At 29.1% G+C, this 20,242-nt stretch carries 19 protein-coding genes; 12 read left to right on the top strand and 7 right to left on the bottom strand.

The window, feature by feature from the left end:
• Window positions 1–61 precede the first annotated feature (61 nt).
• The 5 genes from WH52_RS09780 to WH52_RS09760 are packed head-to-tail and all read left to right on the top strand — an operon-like array spanning window position 62 to window position 5,228.
• Window positions 62–1,999: a BatA domain-containing protein gene (locus tag WH52_RS09780; protein WP_086030765.1), complete on the top strand. Its 1,938-nt coding sequence runs from the start codon at window positions 62–64 to the stop codon at window positions 1,997–1,999.
• Window positions 1,996–3,252, top strand: a complete 1,257-nt coding sequence (locus WH52_RS09775; RefSeq protein WP_198938428.1) for a dihydroorotase — start codon at window positions 1,996–1,998, stop codon at window positions 3,250–3,252. Before WH52_RS09780 ends, WH52_RS09775 begins: the two co-directional genes overlap by 4 nt.
• A gap of 5 nt (window positions 3,253–3,257) precedes the next feature.
• Window positions 3,258–3,584, top strand: a complete 327-nt coding sequence (locus tag WH52_RS09770) for a hypothetical protein (RefSeq protein ID WP_086030763.1) — start codon at window positions 3,258–3,260, stop codon at window positions 3,582–3,584.
• A gap of 3 nt (window positions 3,585–3,587) precedes the next feature.
• Window positions 3,588–4,226: an alpha/beta hydrolase gene (locus WH52_RS09765; protein WP_086030762.1), complete on the top strand. Its 639-nt coding sequence runs from the start codon at window positions 3,588–3,590 to the stop codon at window positions 4,224–4,226.
• Between the two features lie 39 nt (window positions 4,227–4,265).
• A complete protein-coding gene (locus WH52_RS09760; RefSeq protein ID WP_086030761.1) occupies window positions 4,266–5,228 on the top strand; it encodes a sterol desaturase family protein in 963 nt (320 codons plus the stop codon).
• Between the two features lie 21 nt (window positions 5,229–5,249).
• On the opposite strand, the gene WH52_RS09755 is transcribed toward WH52_RS09760, so the two are convergent.
• Window positions 5,250–5,636 (bottom strand): response regulator transcription factor, encoded by a 387-nt coding sequence (locus WH52_RS09755; protein ID WP_086030760.1) that lies wholly within the window; start codon window positions 5,634–5,636, stop codon window positions 5,250–5,252.
• A gap of 260 nt (window positions 5,637–5,896) precedes the next feature.
• On the opposite strand from WH52_RS09755, the gene WH52_RS09750 reads away from it, so the two are divergent.
• Window positions 5,897–7,534: a sensor histidine kinase gene (locus tag WH52_RS09750; RefSeq protein WP_158091373.1), complete on the top strand. Its 1,638-nt coding sequence runs from the start codon at window positions 5,897–5,899 to the stop codon at window positions 7,532–7,534.
• Between the two features lie 2 nt (window positions 7,535–7,536).
• Window positions 7,537–8,163, top strand: coding sequence for a response regulator transcription factor (locus WH52_RS09745; protein WP_086030758.1), 627 nt, complete (start codon window positions 7,537–7,539; stop codon window positions 8,161–8,163).
• A 1-nt stretch (window position 8,164) separates the two neighbouring features.
• Here the strand turns inward: WH52_RS09745 and WH52_RS09740 are convergent, their stop codons facing one another.
• The 3 genes from WH52_RS09740 to bcp all read right to left on the bottom strand — a co-directional run bounded on the left by WH52_RS09740 (window position 8,165) and on the right by bcp (window position 9,786).
• Window positions 8,165–8,452, bottom strand: a complete 288-nt coding sequence (locus tag WH52_RS09740; RefSeq protein ID WP_086030757.1) for a hypothetical protein — start codon at window positions 8,450–8,452, stop codon at window positions 8,165–8,167.
• A gap of 133 nt (window positions 8,453–8,585) precedes the next feature.
• Window positions 8,586–9,320 carry a helix-turn-helix transcriptional regulator gene (locus WH52_RS09735; RefSeq protein WP_086030756.1) on the bottom strand — a complete coding sequence of 245 codons (735 nt, stop codon included), beginning with the start codon at window positions 9,318–9,320 and terminating at the stop codon, window positions 8,586–8,588.
• A 13-nt stretch (window positions 9,321–9,333) separates the two neighbouring features.
• Window positions 9,334–9,786 (bottom strand): thioredoxin-dependent thiol peroxidase, encoded by a 453-nt coding sequence (gene bcp, locus WH52_RS09730; protein WP_086030755.1) that lies wholly within the window; start codon window positions 9,784–9,786, stop codon window positions 9,334–9,336.
• Window positions 9,787–9,820: 34 nt separating this feature from the next.
• Between bcp and WH52_RS09725 the strand changes: the two genes are divergently transcribed.
• The gene (locus WH52_RS09725) at window positions 9,821–10,474 is read left to right on the top strand and encodes an endonuclease III domain-containing protein (RefSeq protein ID WP_086030754.1); all 654 of its coding nucleotides are present in this window, start codon (window positions 9,821–9,823) and stop codon (window positions 10,472–10,474) included.
• A 271-nt stretch (window positions 10,475–10,745) separates the two neighbouring features.
• On the opposite strand, the gene WH52_RS09720 is transcribed toward WH52_RS09725, so the two are convergent.
• Window positions 10,746–11,333, bottom strand: a complete 588-nt coding sequence (locus WH52_RS09720; protein ID WP_086030753.1) for an RNA polymerase sigma factor — start codon at window positions 11,331–11,333, stop codon at window positions 10,746–10,748.
• 244 nt (window positions 11,334–11,577) lie between these two features.
• On the opposite strand from WH52_RS09720, the gene uvrA reads away from it, so the two are divergent.
• Complete coding sequence (uvrA, locus tag WH52_RS09715) at window positions 11,578–14,364, top strand: excinuclease ABC subunit UvrA (RefSeq protein WP_086030752.1); 2,787 nt, start codon at window positions 11,578–11,580, stop codon at window positions 14,362–14,364.
• Between the two features lie 82 nt (window positions 14,365–14,446).
• Here uvrA and WH52_RS09710 read toward each other — a convergent pair whose 3' ends face one another.
• Both WH52_RS09710 and WH52_RS09705 read right to left on the bottom strand, forming a co-directional pair.
• Window positions 14,447–15,064, bottom strand: coding sequence for an HmuY family protein (locus WH52_RS09710; RefSeq protein WP_086030751.1), 618 nt, complete (start codon window positions 15,062–15,064; stop codon window positions 14,447–14,449).
• 20 nt (window positions 15,065–15,084) lie between these two features.
• On the bottom strand, window positions 15,085–17,154 hold the full coding sequence (locus WH52_RS09705) for a TonB-dependent receptor plug domain-containing protein (protein ID WP_086030750.1): 2,070 nt from the start codon (window positions 17,152–17,154) through the stop codon (window positions 15,085–15,087).
• Between the two features lie 104 nt (window positions 17,155–17,258).
• Here WH52_RS09705 and WH52_RS09700 point away from each other — a divergent pair, with 104 nt between their 5' ends.
• The 3 genes from WH52_RS09700 (at window position 17,259) to WH52_RS09690 (ending at window position 20,241) form a co-directional block, all read left to right on the top strand.
• Complete coding sequence (locus tag WH52_RS09700; RefSeq protein ID WP_086030749.1) at window positions 17,259–18,161, top strand: DUF6607 family protein; 903 nt, start codon at window positions 17,259–17,261, stop codon at window positions 18,159–18,161.
• Between the two features lie 9 nt (window positions 18,162–18,170).
• Complete coding sequence (locus tag WH52_RS09695) at window positions 18,171–19,658, top strand: ankyrin repeat domain-containing protein (RefSeq protein WP_086030748.1); 1,488 nt, start codon at window positions 18,171–18,173, stop codon at window positions 19,656–19,658.
• Window positions 19,659–19,767: 109 nt separating this feature from the next.
• Window positions 19,768–20,241, top strand: a complete 474-nt coding sequence (locus WH52_RS09690) for a DUF2271 domain-containing protein (RefSeq protein ID WP_086030747.1) — start codon at window positions 19,768–19,770, stop codon at window positions 20,239–20,241.
• The last annotated feature ends 1 nt before the right edge of the window (window position 20,242 follow it).

The following is a 20,242-nucleotide window of genomic DNA, read 5'->3' as shown; positions in this document are numbered from 1 at the left end:
TAACGATTCATTTTACTTTACGATTCTAAAATATTTATTTTTACCCTCAGTAACATAACATATGCAATTTAAACATCCTGAAGTTTTATATTTTTTAGCACTATTAATCATTCCTATTCTAGTGCATCTTTTTCAACTACAACGTTTTGAAAAAGTTCCTTTTACCAATGTTGCTTTTTTAAAAAAATTACAGTTACAAACTCGAAAAAGTTCTCAGTTAAAAAAATGGCTAGTCTTATTAACAAGAATACTTCTTTTAACAGGAATTATAATTGCTTTTGCACAACCTTATTTTAGTAATAGAACTGCTGAAGAGAAAACGCATTACAATATTTATTTAAACAATTCTTTAAGTTTAGATTCGAAAGGAAGTAAAGGGAATTTATTAAAAACTGCCACGCAAGAAATTATTGAAAACACTCCCAAAGAAGCTACATACACACTAATAACAAACGCTAACTACTACCATAATATTGATTATAATCGTTTAAAAGAGCATCTATTAAAATTAAAACCTGTAGCAAAAGAAAAGTTACCAGAAACGGTTTTTTTACAACTAAACAATACTAACAATCAACAATCGAAAACTGTTTTTATTTCTGATTTTCAAAATACTAAAAAGAGTGATTTTACAAATGTTCCGAAGAACACAACTTTAATTCAATTATTACCTGAACAACAAAACAATTTGAGTATTGATAGCCTATTTGTGAATAGTAAAGAAGCAACCAATTTAGAAGTTAATATTGTTGTTCAAAACCAAGGAAATGCTAAAAAGAATGTTCCCATTAGTATTTTTAATTCTGACAAACTGATAAACAAACAAACTTTTTCAATAGAGAAAAATACTACAGAAACTGTACAGTTTTTAGTGAATAAAACCGATACTTTTAACGGAAAAGTTTCTATAACGTTTAATGATACCTATTCTTTCGATAACACCTTTTATTTTTCGGTAAACAGTACTGAAAAAACCAACGTATTAGCTATTGGTAACAATAATGACTTTTTAAAACGTATCTACTCGAAAGATGAATTTAATTTTATCGAAAACAAAGAAACTGGCATCAATTACAACTTGATTAACAATCAACAATTGGTAATTTTAAATCAGTTGGAATCTATTCCGCAACCCTTAATAAGTAGTTTAACTACTTTTAGTAACAATAGCGGAAATATTATTCTTATTCCTAATAAAGAAAGTAACACGAATAGTTATAATGCTCTTTTTGGCAAACTAAATATTGGTAATATTTCTAAAAAGAAAACTGATAGTTTAAAAATCACAAACATCAACTATAAGCATCCATTTTTTAGTAATGTTTTTGAGAAAAGAGTTCGTAATTTTCAATATCCAAACTCACTTATTCAATACCCAACTAGCTTTAGAAAGGAAAGCAGTTTGATTCAATTTGAAAATAATCAAGCTTTCTTAAAGGAGGCAAAATTGCCATCCGCTAGGTTGTTTTGGTTTGCTTCTCCTTTAGACAAAACCAGTTCTAACTTCACCAACTCTCCTTTAATTGTTCCTGTTTTTTATACTATCGGATTACAAAGTTTAAAAACCACTCAATTGTATTATACGATTGATAAGGAAAATACTATTGAAGTTCAAAAACAGTTAGGAAAAGACGAAATACTTTCCATTAAAAATAATGAAAGCTCATTTATTCCTTTACAAAGAGCTTATCAAAATAAAGTTACGCTAACTACGAAAGAACAACCACAACTTGCAGGAAGTTATAACATAAATAAAGAGCAACAACTCATAAAAAAAATTGCTTTTAATTACGCTAAAGATGAAAGTAAATTGGAGTTTTTAAACAGCAACGAATTAACAACACAACTAAATAAAATTATTATTTCTAACTCGGTAAAAGATGCTATTGAAAGTATTGAACAAAAAAATAAAGTTCATTGGCTTTGGAAATGGTTTTTAGCCTTAGCCATTGTATCTTTGCTGTTAGAAATTTTGATTATAAAATTCTTCAAACCATGACAACGCTGCTAAAATCGGCAACAATAATCGACAAGTCGAGTCCTTTTCACAAACAAACAAAAGATATTTTAATTGAAAATGGTGTCATTCAAAAAATTGATGATACGATAAATCCTTCAGAAAACACTCAAATTATTGAGTTAGAGAACTTACATATTTCAACAGGTTGGTTCGACACCAGTGCTTCTTTTGGTGAACCAGGTTACGAAGAAAGAGAAACCATAGCAAATGGTTTAACTGCTGCAGCTAAAAGCGGTTTTACCGCTGTTGCTGTAAATCCAAATACGCAACCTATTGTTGATAACAAAGCAGCTATTGAGTTTCTAAAAAACAAAGCTACTTTTTCTGCGACAGAACTTTATCCTATTGGAGCTTTAACACAAGAAAGCAAAGGAATTGAAATGGCAGAATTGTACGATATGCAACAATCTGGAGCTATCGCTTTTGGAGATTACAACAAACCTATTAGCAATGATAATCTACTAAAAGTTGCCTTATTATATGCTCAAATTTTTGATGGATTAGTACTTAGTTTCCCTAAAAACAAAAGCATTGCTGGAGACGGAATTGCACACGAAGGCGTTAATGCTACTCGATTAGGTTTGAAAGGAATTCCTGCTTTAGCAGAAGAACTTCAAATTGCTAGAGATTTATTTTTGTTAGAATATACAGGAGGTAAATTACATATCCCTACTATTTCAACTAAAAAATCGGTTGAATTAATTAAAGAAGCTAAAAGCAAAGAATTGAATGTTACCTGTAGTGTTGCTGTTCATAATTTAGTTTTAACGGATAAAGAGTTAATAGGTTTCGATGCCAATACAAAAGTAACTCCACCACTTAGAACTCAAGAAGATGTAAATGCTTTAGTTGAAGGAGTTAAAAATGGTGTTATAGATATCATTACTTCAGATCACAATCCGATTGATGTTGAGTATAAAAAAGTAGAATTTGCTATTGCTAAAAACGGAACTATCGGTTTAGAATCTGCATTTAGCGCTTTAAATACAGTATTAGATACTGAGACTATTGTTGAATGTTTAACGACAAAACCTAAAAACCGATTCAATATAAATACCGAATCAATTAACGAAGGAGAAAAAGTAAATATTACACTTTTCAATCCTAACGGAACTTTCACTTTTACTGAAGACCATATTTATTCAACTTCAAAAAACAGTATTTTCTTAGATAAAGAATTGAAAGGAAAAGTGTACGGAATTTTCAATAAAAATCAATTAATTTTAAATTAATAACGATGAGTAATCAAACAGTTAACGACGGAAAAACAAGCGCTATAATTAGTCATTTTTGGATTTTAGGAACCATAATTGCTTTCTTTTTAAACCTAAATAGTAAAAACTCTTTTGCTAGCTTTTATATAAGACAAATGATTGGATTACACTTACTTTCATTTTTAAACGGATGGTTAGTATATAAATACATAGGAGGTTTTATTGGCTGGGGTATTGGTGTAGTTTTATTCATTTTTTGGATAATTAGTATCCTTGGTGCTTTTGGTGGTGAGAAAAAGTTATTACCTGTATTTGGTGAGCATTTTCAAAACTGGTTTAAATCATTATAACTCATGAGCCTTAACTATATTGTTAGACAGCCAAAAACAAAGGCTGAAAATCCTCCGTTATTAATTTTACTGCATGGTTATGGTAGTAATGAACAAGATTTATTTTCTTTCGCTGAAGAACTTCCAGATGAATTATTAATAGTAAGTGCGCAAGCTCCTTACGAGATGGGATATGGTGGTTATGCTTGGTATGCTATTAACTTTGATGCAAATAATGATAAGTTTTCAGATTTAGACCAAGCAAGAGAATCTGTTCAAAAAATTTCAGCTTTTATTGATGAAGTTAAAGCTAAATACAATACCAATCCCGCTAAAACTTTTTTATTAGGCTTTAGTCAAGGAGCAATTTTAAGCTATGCGTTAAGTCTTAATTTACCAAATAAAGTACAACATGTTATTGCTTTGAGTGGATATATTAATAATGATTTATTACCAAAAGAGATTTCTAATACGATAAAAACCGATTATTATATTTCTCACGGAACTGTAGATCAGGTATTACCTGTGCAATGGGCAAGAAAAGCTCCCGAAGTGTTAAAATCATTAAATTTAAGCAACGAATATTCAGAATACCCTGTAGGTCACGGAGTTGCACCACAAAATTTTTATAGTTTTAAGAGTTGGATTGAACAAAGGTTGTAAATAATATTGTACTTTTGCACACCGAAATTATGATGTAGTATGGAAATTTTTACACACGAGAATGCTTACAAATGGTTTGTACCTATATGTGCGCTTGCCATTTTTTTAGAAATGTATTTTAGCTACAAAAGAAAAGCTAAGAACTACGAATTTAAAGATGTGTCTACCAATGTGTATTTTGCTTTAGTTAATGTAGGTTTAGATGCATTAATGTATGGAGTTTCTTTTATTGTCATGAATTTCTTTTATCAATATAGATTTTTTAACTGGGAAAACACGGGCTTCATATATTGGTTTATAGCTTTTGTTGGTCAAGACTTTTTATACTATATACATCATTACGTTGACCACCATTCTCGCTTTTTTTGGGCAGTTCATGTAACACACCACAATTCAGAGTTTTACAATATCACAACAGGATTCCGTTCCCCTGTATTACAACCATTTTATCGATTTATGTTTTTAATTCCGTTAATTTTAATCGGAATTGCACCGCTACACATTATGTTTGCTTATGCAATGAATCAAAATTATGGAACATTATGTCATACAAACTTTATTAAAAAGAATAACAAAAAAGGATTTGTTGGTTTTTTACTAAGTGTTTGGGAATACATTTTTGTTACACCTTCTCATCACCGAGTACACCACGCTTCTAACACCAAATATTTAGATAAAAACATGGGAATGTTTTTAATTATTTGGGATAGGATGTTTGGTACCTTTCAAGCTGAAGAAACTGAAGAAGAATACGAAAAATTAAAATTCGGACTTACAACGAATCTTGTCGACAAAGGTCCTGTTAATGTTATTTTCCATGAATGGAAAGAAATTTTTAAAGACTTTTTTAGTAGAAAAAAACATTTGCCAATTGGTACTCGATTAAAGTATGTTTTTATGCCTCCAGGTTGGAGTCATGATGGAAGTACCATGACAAGTAAACAATTACAAGCTCAACTCCGTAAAGAAGAAGCTGCTCGAAAAAAATCGAAAGCAGCTTAACTATTTTCTTCTAAAACTACGTTAACTAGCTAGTTTTTTATACTCAGAAAAGGAAGCATAAAAACACCAATCTTTAAAGGTTTTTATATCTAGTTTTTTTATGATATTTCTTCTGTGAGTTTGTGCTGTAGAAACTTCTATAAATAGTTTTTCTGCAATTTCTTTTGGTATTAAACCATCACAAATTAAAAAGAATACTTCCAGTTCTTTATTGGTTAAAGAATTAAACTTATAACTGTGAGTTAAGAAATTATCTTCACACTTTATATTTAATGTATTTTTTAGTAAAAGAAGTTCTTTTGTAGATAGCTCCATATGCACTAAATCACTCATTAACTTTCTAAAATTTTCTTTTTCAATATGGTTGTTTTTTTTATTAGTCTCGTTTTCTAATTTTAAGTAATCCATATTTTAGATAATTAACTTTGACAAAACTAATTTGTTACTGAAAAAAAAAATCATACTTTAGTATGGTTATTATATATTAAATGTATCGTTTTTTATTAGTAATTATCTTCTTAAATCTTAATCTTTCTTTTGTTAACTCTCAAGAAAGTACTATTGAGACTCCTTTATATAAATCAGTTACTTTTTTAAATTTTAAAAGTGACACTTTATCAATACACAATATTATTGAACTACATAAAAATGAGATGTTTTCCATACCTATGGAAAATAAACTATTTTATGAAGTTCAAGGCAAACCTGCAACATGGTTACATTTTAAATTAAATTCATTACAAAAGGATAAATATTTATGTATTTGGAATACATTTTTAGATTATAGTAAACTTTATATACAGTTTGAGAATGGTAAATTAGTTGAAGAGAAAGAATTCTCTTTAATTGAAAAAAATAAATTTCCTATAGGTTTTAGATCTCCAACATGGAAAATTAACAAAGACTATTCTAATGCAGATGTTTTTATAAAAGTTAAGGATTTTAATACTAAAACAAACCTTAATCTATTGCTTTTAAATTTTGAACAATACAATAATAGGCTTCAAAAAGAAAATATAATAATTATAGCTCAGACTATATTTTTATCACTACTTCTTCTCTTTATTTTGATTCTCTTCATTGCTAAAAAAGAGTTAAGCTTATTGTGGTATGCACTTTATATAGTATTCTTTTTGTTTGACTTTTTATTTCATATGGGAGTTCACAATCAATTTGGCATACTTAATTTTCCTATTTTTCAGGCTAGTTCTCAAATGCTAGTCCCTAATATTGCAATGTTTTTTGCTTCATTATTTTTCATAAACTTTTACTCGTATAATAAAAGGACTAAATGGATACAGAAAGGTTTTATTTATTTCTCTTACTACTTTGCTATAGTTACTATAATCTTTGGAATATTCTTTATTGCCAACAAAATGTTATTCCCTAAGGAAATAATAATTTACTCAGCTAGAGCTGTAATTATATTAATATTAATTTTTCATATACTTTTAGCTATAAGAAAAGTAATCCCTTATTACCTTGCTTTTGCATTTATACTTCCTATAATTTCATTTTTTATTTTTGTTAATGACGAACCAGACTTTCATACTTCTATTAATGAGGTTTTCTTATTTGATTATTTAGTATATATAGCAACCAGTATAGAAATTTGTTTGGTCATTTATTACATTATAAAGCAGCTGATTAAAAATGAATTTTTGGCCATAACTCTTAAAAATGAAAATTTGATTTTGAGAAACTCTTTTCAAGAAAATATTTTAAGAATTCAACAAGAAGAACGCAACAAGTTATTTAGAAATATTCATGATAGTTTCGGAGGTTATTTAGAAGCTTTAAAACTTCGATTATTAAATAAAACTGAAAGAACTCCAGAACAAATCCAAGAAATAATAGGCTCTTTCGATAAAGATTACCGTTATTTATTAAACAACTTATATTCTCCTAAAATAAACTCAGAAAACTTTGTTGAGACTCTTCAAGAGTTTTGTTCTAAAATTAACCAAGCAACCAATAATATTATAAAATCAACATTTAAAGTTGATAATACTCAATTAACTCCTAATCAATGTTTTTTAATTTATCGTATTATTTCTGAACTTATTACCAATTCAATTAAACACTCTAAAGCCTCAGAAATAAATGTCAATGTATCAAAAACTTCAGGTTCAAAACTTGAAATTATAGTTTTAGATGACGGTATCGGTTATGATCAACATATGATTAGGAAAAACTCATACGGAATACAAAACATTAAGTATATTGTTAGTGAATTAAAAGGAAATATATTTATAAACTCCCCAAAAAACAAAGGAACATCAACAACAATTAATATTCCTATTTAAGAATGAAACCTACTACATTATCTGTTATCATTGCTGATGATAATAAATTCTTTTGCGAAGCTTTAAGAGATAAACTAAATACTTATGAAGAACTTGAGGTAAAAAATATTTTTACTACTATAGATGATTTAATAAAATACACTCAAAATTATAATTTTGATATTTTAATTTTAGATGTAAACTTTAATGGTGTTAGCTCTTTAGAGTATATCAACGAAATAAGAACTCATAAAAATTCATTTAAAATAATCTCACTAACCACGTTAAATAACAACTATATTAAGTCAGAGGCTATAAAAAAAGGAATTGATTTTTTTGTAAGTAAAGATTCTGACCTATCGGTTTTTAAAGATAAAATCTTAGAGTGCTATAATGCTAATAAACCTGATTTTATCAATAAAACTTCAAAAATAAAAATAGGTAATTTAACATTCACAAATAGAAAATTAGAAATCTTGCAAGCACTTTACAAGCATTCTGATAAAAAAGAAAAAGCACTTTCTGATATTTTATCAATCTCAGAAAGTGCTTTAAAATCTCATAAACGAGAATTATTTGAGATAACCAATACCAATAGTACTCCAGATCTGATTAAATTTGGAATACAAAATGGATTAATTATAGCTTAAACTATTTACTTCCTTCCCAACACAGTTTTTCACCAGGAACAAATTTATTATCATAATAATTATACGTAATTTCATCCACTTGAGTATCTACAGCACTCGTTATATCTTTCCCTATTTTAACAAAATAAGTCGTTACTCCTCCAGGAGGAGAATTCACAGAAAGTTCCCATACAAAAACTGAACACCCAGTATCTGCTTCATCTGTTGCAGAATCTGAGCAAGACAATGAAATTAAAAAAAAAGTCATTACACATAAAATTCTAAACTGTTTGTAGATTTTGTTCTTCATAAATATTTAAATTTTAAGTTTCATCAAATCTATAACCACAAATCAATTTACAAAATACCCAACCTTAGGTATTTTTTAATAAGAAAAAAAAAATGCTTTAAAGATTATCTCAAAAGTAAACTTTATCACAACCTTAAAACATACTAAATAATTCACTCTTTTTATTTATCCCTAACTTTAAATAAATATTCTTACAATGTGTATTTACTGTATGTACTGAAAGATGAACTTTCTCTGATATTTCTTTTCTAGTTAACCCCTTTAATAACAAACTAACTAATTCATTTTCTCTTTCTGTTAATTCTCCAAAAAATGTTACTTCTTTATTAAATAAAATAGTATTTGAATCTGTAAAACGAAGAATGCCTCTCACTCCTTTACTGTCAACCGCAGAACTGATACACATACCTGAAGATAAAGAAGGTTTACCACCTTCACCTAACTCAGCATAAGAAGAATACTCTATAATAGATACAATATTATTTGTTATTTTATTTCTTATTCTATAGTGAAGCTCAAATACCAATTTAGATAAATCTTTATTATCTATAGTTTTCACATAACTCATCATTTCTGGAAGAATTTTTAGAGTCATGTCTTCATAATCTTTCTTTAGAAAGATATTTTGTAATATCTGTGTCCCATTTTCGTAAAACTCTTTTTGTTTAACTCCAAATAAATTAATACACTCTTCATTAATATACTCGTACTTTTGTTCGGTCAAATTCAAAGTATAAAATACTAAGTTAGACGATATTCCTAATAAATTTAAAGGCATATTAGTAACTATATCCCTTTTTTTATTTTCAGAAATACTCGAATTAGTTTTTAACTCTTTTAAATAAAAACTATAAATATCGTTCTTCAAAATAACTCTATCTTTAACTCAAAATCTGTGCAGTATGTTCTTTCGTTTTTACTTTTGAAATAACATCTTCAATCACCCCTTTTTCATCAATTACAAAAGTGGTTCTGTGAATTCCATCATACTCACGTCCCATGAATTTTTTAGGTCCCCAAACACCAAAAGCATTAATTACTTCTTTAGTTTCATCTGCTAATAACGGAAATGGTAATTCATGCTTGTTAATCCAATTTTGCTGACGCTTAGCCGAATCTGCACTTACTCCCAACACATCATAACCTTGTGCTAAAAAAGTTTGGTAATTATCTCTTAAATTACATGCTTCTGCCGTACATCCTGGTGTACTAGCCTTAGGATAAAAGAATAGCACTAATTTTTTTCCCTTATAATCAGATAGTTTTACAACATTTCCTTTCTCATCTAATGATTCAAAATTCGGTGCGGTATCTCCTATTTTTAATGTAGTCATAATTTGTATTTTTGTCGATATAAAGATATAGAAAATGACCAAAGCTGACAAAGTTCAATTTGTTATTGACACGCTAGAAAAATTATACCCAGAAACTCCAATTCCGTTAGATCATAAAGATCCATACACTTTACTCATAGCGGTTTTAATGTCAGCACAAAGTACCGATGCAAGAGTAAATACTATTACTCCACTTCTTTTTGAAAAAGCAGATAATCCGTACGACATGGTTAAACTTTCTGTTGATGAAATTAGAGAAATTATCAAACCCGTAGGGTTATCTCCAATGAAATCAAAAGGAATTCATGGTCTTTCTAAAATCTTGATAGAAAAACATAATGGAAAAGTTCCTGTTAGTTTTGAAGCTTTAGAAGAATTACCTGCTGTAGGTCATAAAACAGCAAGCGTAGTTATGGCACAAGCGTTTGATATTCCTGCTTTTCCTGTAGATACGCATATACATAGATTAATGTTCAGATGGAATTTATCAAACGGAAAAAGTGTAGCACAAACAGAAAAAGATGCCAAACGATTATTTCCTAAAGAATTATGGAATAAATTACACTTACAAATTATTTACTACGGAAGAGAATATTCACCAGCAAGAGGTTGGAAATTAGAAAATGATATTATAACACAAACAGTAGGAAGAAAATCGGTTATTGACGATTACAACAAGAAAAAGTAAAATACTTACATTTTTTTAGTTGCTCTATAACTAAAAAAAGCCCCAGTATTACTGAAGCTTTTTCCACTCTTAATTCAAATTCAATTCAATGAGATAGTTTGATTTGGTTTTTACTGTAGTGAAAGATTTTGAAAAATTAATCAAAAATTGAATTGTTTCTTGTTTAGGTTTCATCTGAAAATCAGATGGTTTTTCAGTGTAAAGTTGTTTCATATAAATAATTTTATCCCTTAATATCAATTATTTAACGACAACTTTTTTAATTTATTGTTTAGTTTACCAAAATTATATTATTCTGTTCAACAATCTTCCTAAGATTGATCAAAGCATAACGCATTCTACCTAATGCTGTGTTAATACTTACACCTGTATTTTCTGATATTTCGTTAAAACTCATATCGTTATACATTCGCATTTTTAACACTTCTTTTTGCTCATCTGGCAACTCTTCAATCAACTCTTTAACGTCGTTTAAAATCTGCTCTTTAATAATTTTACTTTCTACATTAGGCACATTATCACTAATTACTGAAAAAATATCAAAATCATCAGTCGGACTACTAAATGAAGGCATTCGATTATTCTTTCTAAAATAGTCTATAATTAAATTATGAGCTATTCGCATTACCCAAGGTAAAAATTTACCTTCTTCGTTATAAGAACCTCTCTTTAAAGTTCTAATAACTTTAATAAAGGTGTCTTGAAAAATATCTTCAGTAGTGTCTCTATTTTGTAGTTTACTATAAATAAAACTATACAAACGTTGTTGATGACGCTTAATTAAAAATTCTAGGGCTAATTCATTACCATTAATGTAGTCTTTTACTAAAGCACTATCACTTGCTACTTCTCTACGCATACAATTACTTTTTTAAAGAACGTCTTTAAGGGACTTTCTTTGGGGTTAGGGATTATTTTAGTTTAAAAAAGTAATTTTATATCAATAGGCTTCTTTATTATTTACTGATTAGTAATGAGTTACAAATATGTATTATTTTTTTAAAATTAACAAAACTTTCTTAAAAAAAATATTAAAATTCGTTTTTAGCATAGTTACATATCAATTCATTTTTTGGTATTTTTAACCCTTATTTTTTGATTCAATGAAGACAGACATTTCTAAGGTAAATCCAAAGGAAAACATTATAATTAAAGGAGCTAAACTCCACAATTTAAAAAACATAGATGTTGTAATTCCACGTAATAAATTAGTGGTAATTACTGGGCTTTCTGGTTCTGGTAAATCATCTTTGGCTTTTGACACATTATATGCCGAAGGGCAACGAAGGTATGTAGAAAGTTTATCTTCTTATGCTCGTCAATTCTTAGGAAAACTTCATAAACCTAAGGTAGATTATATTAAAGGAATTGCTCCTGCTATTGCCATTGAACAAAAAGTAAACTCTACCAATCCGCGTTCTACGGTTGGTACTTCCACTGAAGTATACGATTATATAAAGTTATTGTATGCACGTATTGGTAAAACCTACTCTCCTATTTCAGGTAAAGAAGTGAAAAAGCATACAGTTACCGATGTTGTAAATCACGTTAAGAGTTTAGAAGAAAGAATAAAACTTTTATTACTAGCTCCAATTACTTTAAATGAAAACAGAAAATTAGAAACGGTTTTAAAAGTACTTACCCAACAAGGATATGCTCGTTTAAAATATCAAGATTCAGTATATCGAATAGATGAATTTCCTGTTGATAAATTCAAAGGAGACAATCTTTATTTAGTAGTAGATAGAATTGTAGTAAAACACGATGAAGATTTCTTAAATCGATTAGCAGATGCTGTACAAACTGCATTTTTTGAAGGAAAAGGAATTTGTTTTATTGAAAACATTGTTGAAAAAAGTACTATAGAATTCAGTAATAAATTTGAACTCGATGGAATCACCTTCTTAGAACCCAACACACATTTATTTAGTTTTAACAATCCGTATGGAGCTTGTCCTAAATGTGAAGGCTATGGAAGTGTAATTGGTATTGACGAAGAGTTGGTAATTCCAAACACTGGACTTTCTATTTACGAAGGAGCTATTTTTCCTTTTAAAACAGATAGTTATAAAAACTATAAAAATGAACTGATTTTAAATGCTAATGAATTCAATATTCCAATTCACAAACCTTGGTTTGAACTTACCGAAGAGCAACAAAGTTTAGTTTGGAATGGAACTTCAAAATTCAGAGGAATCAATCATTTATTTCAAACGTTAGAAGAGAAAAGCTATAAAATTCAAAACAGAGTAATGCTTTCTCGCTATCGCGGAAAAACAAAGTGTACCGAATGTGAAGGGAAAAGATTACGAAAAGAAGCTAATTATGTTCAAATTAGTGGAAAAACAATTTCAGAATTGGTTACTATTCCATTAGATGAATTGGCACAGTTTTTTAGTCAACTTCAACTTAATAAATATGAAGAAAAAATAGGAAAACGATTATTAACTGAAATCAACAATCGCTTACAATTTTTACAAGATGTCGGTCTAAGTTATTTAACCTTAAACCGTACTTCAAACACACTTTCTGGAGGAGAAAGTCAACGAATTAACTTGGCTACTTCTTTAGGAAGTTCTTTAGTAGGGTCGATGTATATTTTAGATGAACCTAGTATTGGCTTACACCCAAAAGACACCGAACGTTTAATAAAAGTACTAAAGAATTTACGAGATTTAGGTAATACAGTAATTGTAGTTGAGCATGACGAAGACATTATGAAGGAAGCTGATTATATTATTGATATTGGTCCAGAAGCTGGTACTTATGGTGGTAATGTCGTTGCTGAAGGAAAGTTCAACGAAATATTAAAATCTGATACACTTACTGCAAAATATTTATCAGAAGATTTAAAAATTGAAATTCCTAAGATTCGTAGAAACTCTAAAAATACTATTAATGTTATTGGAGCGAGAGAAAATAATCTTAAAAACATTGATGTTTCCTTTCCTTTAAATAATCTAACAGTTATTACGGGTGTTTCTGGTAGTGGAAAAAGTACCTTGGTAAAGAAAATTTTGTATCCAGCAATGCAAAAACAATTAATTGGATATGGAAACAAAATTGGTCAACATACAGCTGTTAACGGAAGTTTCGATACTATTAAAAATGTAGAATTCATTGATCAAAATCCAATTGGTAGATCTTCTCGTTCAAATCCTGTAACCTATATCAAAGCTTATGATGATATTCGTAAGTTATTATCAGCTCAAAAGCTTTCTAAAATCAGAAACTATCAACCAAAGCATTTTTCTTTTAATGTAGAAGGCGGACGCTGTGAAGTTTGTAAAGGTGAAGGCGAAGTTACGATTGAAATGCAATTTATGGCAGATGTGCATTTACAATGTGAAACCTGTAACGGAAAACGATTCAAAAAAGAAGTTTTAGAAGTTAATTTTGAGGGTAAAAATATTGATGATATCTTAAACTTTACCATTGATGATGCTGTTGCTTTTTTCACTGAAAACAATCAGCCAAAAGTTGCTAAAAAACTGAAACCTTTACAAGATGTTGGATTAGGTTATGTGCAATTAGGTCAATCTTCTTCTACCCTTTCTGGTGGTGAAGCACAACGTATAAAACTAGCATCCTTTTTGGTTAAAGGAACTACAAAAGATAAAACCTTATTTATTTTTGATGAGCCTACTACAGGCTTGCATTTTCATGACATTAAAAAGTTACTAGACTCTTTTAATGCTTTAATTGAAAGAGGACACTCTATTATTGTTATAGAGCATAATATTGAACTGATTAAATGTGCTGATTACATTATTGATTTAGGTACTGAAGGTGGTAAAAATGGCGGTAATTTAATTTTTGCAGGAACTCCTGAAGAATTGGTTAAAAATAAAGAATCGTATACAGCTCCTTATTTAGCTGAAAAAATTTAATCATAAAAAAGAACCGCTTATTGGATAATTAAGCGGTTCAAAACGTAACAAAAACTAACAAAATTCAATAAAAATACTCTCTTTATTGAAAGCTTTTATCTCCAACATTTGGATTATACACATAGTTAAACGTATAATGTCTCCCATTTGCTGGGTTACTTGCATCTTTATCTTTATAGTAGCTTAAGATTTCCATCTTAACATAGTTTCCTTCAATAGTTTTAACCACTATTACTTTTCCTGCAATCGGATTGATAGCATGTGTTGGTGGACCTGCATATGAGTACCAACCATTATTACTTCCTGTTGGTATTGCTAAGGCAGTAGTTGTATCTTGTTTAAAAGAAGCATTCGTTGGAACTTCTTTTACTGAAGCAAATGTTCCGTTAACGATAGCTAAAGAAGCTTGCCCTGTTCTGTCTATATCTTCTAATACTTTTCCTTTTTCTCCACCGTTTACTATAATTTCAGTAGCTCTAAAAGCAATATCCCAATTATCTCCAGTTACAACTTTTCCTTCTTTAAAGCTAAATTTTGCAAATGCTCCTGTATACTTACCTCCATGACCACTAGCTGGAGCTGCTAAGTTTTCTATAGTTTGTGACGCTACTGGCTTAATTACTGGTTTCTCATTATCGCTACATGATGTAAACACGAAAGCTATAATTATTGCCGTTAAAATTGATTTAAAGTTTTTCATTTCTCTGTTCTCTATTTATATTAAAAATTAAATTGTATTCTTGTGTAATAAGTTCTTCCTAGTCTTAATACAGTATCATTATTAGAAAATAATTGTTTGTTATCTAATCCTTCTTCATTCAAAAGGTTATCTATTCCGAATTGAACATTCATTAATTCAAAAAAAGTTTTTTCTATACTCATATTTAACTGCAAATTATCTGACACAAAATTGTCGTATTTATCAATAATTCCTCGACTGTTATTAGTATCAAACAAGGCATATTCGCTTCGGTAAATACCTCTAATATTTGCAGAAAAATCATATTCAAAATTTTCATAGAACACTTTAAAATTACCTGTGTGTTTAGACCTATTTGCTAAACCGTAGTAATTTGAAAGTGTTAACTGCTCAGATGGTGAGGTTGGTGTTCGTCTAAAAAATACTTCTCCTTTTTTAATTAATGCTTCCTCTTCTTTATTACCAGTATCTAAAAATTGATAACCTCCTAAAAGTTTAATATTATTATTTAATCGATAGTTAAATTCTACTTCAATTCCTTGTGTATAAACCTCAGCTATATTTCTATATGAAAAAGTTCTTGTACCATTGTTTAAATCTAAATCACTAGGGTTTAACTGAGTATCAAAAGTGTCTATTAAATCAGTAAAGTCATTTCGAAATAAATTAATATTTACTCCTAAATTTGATAATGGTTTTAATTGGAAACCAAAATTATATCCAATAGAACTTTCAGGTTTTAATTCTTTTTGAACTCTATCTATTCCCGCCACATTAGGATATAATTCATGAATAGTTTGTGTTCCTAAAACCACATAACCTCCATTAGTATTTCTAAAGTTGAAGAATAGTTGTCTAAAATCTGGTACTTTGAAACCTTTTCCTACCGAAGCTTTTGCTGTAATCCAATTATTAAATTTATAATTAGCCGATAGTTTAGGCGAGAATGCCGATTGATATTTATTTGAAGTATCATATCTGAAACCAACAACAATATTCATTTTATCAATTGGATTAAAATCATACTGTCCGAAAATGTAATGTGCTTCAAAGTTTTTTCTTCCATTAAAAAAACTACGCTCTAAAGCATCATAATTCCCTCCTACTCCAGCTATTATGTTTGAGTTTTCAAAATTATATTTTGCTTTAATTTCTGGTCGGTACAAGCTTCTGTCAAACAATGAAGTTTCTCCATTAAATATACTTTCCGTTTTATACTCTGTAGCATAAAACTGATAATCTAATTCCCATTTACTAGAAATTTCATGACGGACTTTTGCATTTATATTAAAGTCTGTTACTTCATTCTTATTCTCTCCAACAAATATGTTTTGCGTAAATAATCTGTTAGATATTTCAGCAGTAATTTTATCAGAAAAATCATAACTTAATTTTAAATTCCCCGTAAAATTCTGATGCGGATTTGTTGTTTTGTTAGTAGGCTCTTCAGGAGATAAATCAAAACCTCCACTTGAATTCAAATTTATTCCAGCTATAATTCCAAACTTATTTTTTTTACTAACAATATTTGTATTTATATCTAATTCATTTCTTGCTCCTCCTCTAGTTAAAACATGAAAAGCTCCCTTAAACTGCCCTTCTTTGGGCTGTTCTGTAATAATATTGATGACACCTCCCATAGCTTCAGAACCATATAAAGAAGAGGATGGTCCTTTTACTATTTCAATTTGTTTAATATTATTAACAGTAAGCCTACTTAAATCTATATTACCAGAAACTCTTCCTACTAAAGGAACACCATCTATCATTATTAATGTGTAATCAGCAGCGATTCCTTGCATTTGTACTCCTTCGGATCCTCCAAAATCAGAAACCATTACAATACCAGTCTGTTCCAATATTATATCTCGTAATCTTACCGATCCTGATTTTTGTATCTGTTCCTTAGAAACTAAGGTTACTGGCATTGGTAATGACGATAATTGTCTTTTTGTTCTCGTAGCAGTTACCACAACCTCATCTAAATTATTCTCTTTAATAGAGTCCTTTATAATTTCCACCTTCTCTTGAGAGAACACAGCAATACTCATCAACCCTAATCCTAATTTTAAAACTCTATTTAGAAACATTCTTAATAATTTTCGACAAATATATATACTTATTTTAAATCAATCTAAATAAAATTTATATTTTTGCTAAAAATTTTTAATACATAAAATATTTAAAGAATAAAATGAGAAGATTAATTGCAGCGAGTTTATTATTGCTATCAGTATTTACTATAAATGCACAGAGTAAAAAGAAAAAAGATAGAGAGGCTATCAAAAAAATGTGTGGGTGTTTTGAAGTTACTTTCAATTTTGCTGAAACTTTCAACTATTCAAAAGACAGTACTTATAAACCTTCGAAAAATAAAGTTTCTAAAGGGTTAGAATGGGCGCAGTTAGTTGAAGATGATAAAAACAAAATTTCTATTCAACATTTATTACAAGTTGGTAATCCTGCTAAACCTTATATAGTAAAGCACTGGAGACAAGACTGGATCTACCAAAACAGAGATTTTTATATGTTCAATGGAGACAACAACTGGTTATATAAAAACAAACCAAAGTCTGAAATTAGAAAACAATGGACACAAAAAGTATATCAAGTAGATGATAGTCCTCGCTACGAAGGTTCTGGTACTTGGGTACACATAGATGGGAAAAGTTATTGGGAAAATACTACTGATGCTCCATTACCAAGAAGAGAGTATACTAAAAGAAGTGATTATAATGTAACAATTAGAGGAAACCGTCACGAAATTACAGATTATGGTTGGGTGCACGATCAAGACAATCAAAAAGTTGTAAGAAAAGCGGGTGAAAAAGATTTCGTATTAGCTAGTGAAAAAGGATATAATACTTACAAAAGAGTTCCAAATGCTCGTTGTAAAGCAGCTAAAGATTGGTGGACTAAAAACCAAGCTAAGTGGCAAATCGTAAGAAATAAATGGGATGAAGTATTTGCTAGAAACAAAGATTTATCTTTAGAAGCTAAGGTTAAAAACAAGCAATTATTCAAGTACTTGTTTACTGATAAGTATACAAAAGAAGGAGAAGTTAGCGAAGTAATCGAATCATTTATTAAAAAGTAAACTTAAAAAATGAGAGCTTTAAAATCAATAGTCCTTTTATTTTTATTTTTTATAAGCACTTCACTTGTTGCTCAAGAAAACATTTTTATTGGTAGAAGTTTTTGGAAAATAAAACCTACCATAGCACAAGTAGAAGAAAAAATAAAAGAAGGTAACAGTCCGAGTCAATTAAATCGTTTTGGTTTTGATGCTGTTGTGTATGCTTTATTAGAGAATGCAGACGAAGCAGTTATAAAACACCTTTTAACTAAAAAAGGAAATGATGTAAATAAACTAACTCATGATGGTAGAACCTATATCTTTTGGGCCGCATATAAAAACAACATGCCTATCGTAAAACATCTTTTAGCAAATGGTGCTAAGACCGATGTAATTGACGATAAAGGATATTCATTATTAAACTTTGCAGCAGTAGCAGGTGTTAAAAACACAAAACTGTATGATCTTTTAATTGAAAAAGGCGCAAATGTTTTAACTGAAAAAACACCAAAAGGAGCCAATGCTTTATTATTAATTATTCCGAATTTACAAGATTTTACTATGGTAGACTATTTTGTAAACAAAGGGTTAGATTTAAAAAGTACTGATAAATACGGAAATGGAGTTTTTAATTACGTAGCTCAAAAAGACAATCGTAAAATGTTAGAGTTATTGATAAAAAAAGGACTTCCATATAAAGAGTTAAACAAAAATGGTGGTAATGCTATGTTATTTGCTACTCGTGGTTCTCGTCGTGGTTACAATTCTTTAAATTATTTCAAGTATTTAGAAAACTTAGGAATCAATCCTAACATTACTAATAAAGAAGGAAACACACCATTACATAACTTAGCATATCGTAATAAAGACATTGCCTCATTACAATATTTTATTGATAAAGGTGTAAATATAAATCAAGCTAACAAAGACGGAAATACACCTCTTTTAAATGCTGCAAGTAGAAATTCTTTAGAAGTTATTAAGTTATTTGCTGATAAAACTTCAAACATTAATCATAAGAATAAAGATGGACATTCTGTATTAACCAAAGCACTTTGGAACAAACCACAAGTGGTACAATTCTTGTTAGAAAAAGGTGCTGACGTTTCAATAGTAGACACTAAAGGATATGATTTAAGTTATCATTTATTTAAAACTTTCAATTCAAAAGGTAAAAAAGAATTTCAACAGAAATTAAACACTTTAAAAGCGAAAGGTTTATCGGTTGGAAAAACTCAAAAAGATGGTTCAACATTGTATCATTTAGCAATTGAAAAGCAAAGTATTCCTATGTTAGATTTTATAAAAACTTATAAGATTAACATTAATGCTAAAAATAAAAAGGGCTTAACTGCATTACAAAAAGCTGTAATGATGGCTAAGAACGATAAAATTATAAAGCATTTAATTTCTCAAGGAGCAGATACTTCTGTAAAAACAGATTTTGAGGAAACTTTGTATGATTTAGCTAAAGAAAATGAAGCATTAAAAAATACAGATATTAGCTTTTTAAAATAAGTTCTCGATACATTCCTCCTTCGAAGGAATACTCGAACTGACGAAACCTGTCACATCGAGTGATTTTTGAGGAAGGAAAAAATTATATCGAGATGTAAATAATAAAAAAATGAAAAAAATAACCGCAATTTTTCTATTAGCATTAATTACAATGGCATTCACAATTACTGAAAGTACAAAGTATAAATGCATGATTCAAATGAAGAATTACGATGGCGAAGGTGCTTATGTAGTAATTTCATTATTGAATCCTGAAGGAAAATATGAAAAAACCTTATATGTTCAAGGTGATGACGAAGATTGGTATCATGATATTACCGAATGGTGGAATTTCCACGGAAAAGTAAGAAGTGATATCGACGCTATTACAGGTGCAACAATTAGTGGAGGAAATAGAGCTATTAGCGTTATTGAAATACCTAACGATAAAATAGACCAAGGATATAAAATCCGTTTTGAATCTGCAGTTGAAGATCAAGAATATTACAAAGACGATGTTGAGTTTGAGTTAACATCAGAAAATGTAAAAGGTAAAATTGAAGGAAAAGGTTTTATTCGTTACATAAGAATGATTCCTCAATAAT

Source organism: Tenacibaculum holothuriorum (assembly GCF_002120225.1).
GTDB lineage: Bacteria > Bacteroidota > Bacteroidia > Flavobacteriales > Flavobacteriaceae > Polaribacter > Polaribacter holothuriorum.
This window is presented reverse-complemented; position numbering and strand designations above follow the sequence as displayed.

What these genes read in the sequence shown, in the direction of transcription:
- WH52_RS09780 (WP_086030765.1), top strand. Translation starts at nt 62, where the DNA reads ATGCAATTTAAACATCCTGAAGTTTTATATTTTTTAGCACTATTAATC.
- WH52_RS09775 (WP_198938428.1), top strand. Translation starts at nt 1,996, where the DNA reads ATGACAACGCTGCTAAAATCGGCAACAATAATCGACAAGTCGAGTCCT.
- WH52_RS09770 (WP_086030763.1), top strand. Translation starts at nt 3,258, where the DNA reads ATGAGTAATCAAACAGTTAACGACGGAAAAACAAGCGCTATAATTAGT.
- WH52_RS09765 (WP_086030762.1), top strand. Translation starts at nt 3,588, where the DNA reads ATGAGCCTTAACTATATTGTTAGACAGCCAAAAACAAAGGCTGAAAAT.
- WH52_RS09760 (WP_086030761.1), top strand. Translation starts at nt 4,266, where the DNA reads ATGGAAATTTTTACACACGAGAATGCTTACAAATGGTTTGTACCTATA.
- WH52_RS09755 (WP_086030760.1), bottom strand. Translation starts at nt 5,636, where the DNA reads ATGGATTACTTAAAATTAGAAAACGAGACTAATAAAAAAAACAACCAT.
- WH52_RS09750 (WP_158091373.1), top strand. Translation starts at nt 5,897, where the DNA reads ATGGAAAATAAACTATTTTATGAAGTTCAAGGCAAACCTGCAACATGG.
- WH52_RS09745 (WP_086030758.1), top strand. Translation starts at nt 7,537, where the DNA reads ATGAAACCTACTACATTATCTGTTATCATTGCTGATGATAATAAATTC.
- WH52_RS09740 (WP_086030757.1), bottom strand. Translation starts at nt 8,452, where the DNA reads ATGAAGAACAAAATCTACAAACAGTTTAGAATTTTATGTGTAATGACT.
- bcp (WP_086030755.1), bottom strand. Translation starts at nt 9,786, where the DNA reads ATGACTACATTAAAAATAGGAGATACCGCACCGAATTTTGAATCATTA.
- WH52_RS09725 (WP_086030754.1), top strand. Translation starts at nt 9,821, where the DNA reads ATGACCAAAGCTGACAAAGTTCAATTTGTTATTGACACGCTAGAAAAA.
- WH52_RS09720 (WP_086030753.1), bottom strand. Translation starts at nt 11,333, where the DNA reads ATGCGTAGAGAAGTAGCAAGTGATAGTGCTTTAGTAAAAGACTACATT.
- uvrA (WP_086030752.1), top strand. Translation starts at nt 11,578, where the DNA reads ATGAAGACAGACATTTCTAAGGTAAATCCAAAGGAAAACATTATAATT.
- WH52_RS09710 (WP_086030751.1), bottom strand. Translation starts at nt 15,064, where the DNA reads ATGAAAAACTTTAAATCAATTTTAACGGCAATAATTATAGCTTTCGTG.
- WH52_RS09705 (WP_086030750.1), bottom strand. Translation starts at nt 17,154, where the DNA reads ATGTTTCTAAATAGAGTTTTAAAATTAGGATTAGGGTTGATGAGTATT.
- WH52_RS09700 (WP_086030749.1), top strand. Translation starts at nt 17,259, where the DNA reads ATGAGAAGATTAATTGCAGCGAGTTTATTATTGCTATCAGTATTTACT.
- WH52_RS09695 (WP_086030748.1), top strand. Translation starts at nt 18,171, where the DNA reads ATGAGAGCTTTAAAATCAATAGTCCTTTTATTTTTATTTTTTATAAGC.
- WH52_RS09690 (WP_086030747.1), top strand. Translation starts at nt 19,768, where the DNA reads ATGAAAAAAATAACCGCAATTTTTCTATTAGCATTAATTACAATGGCA.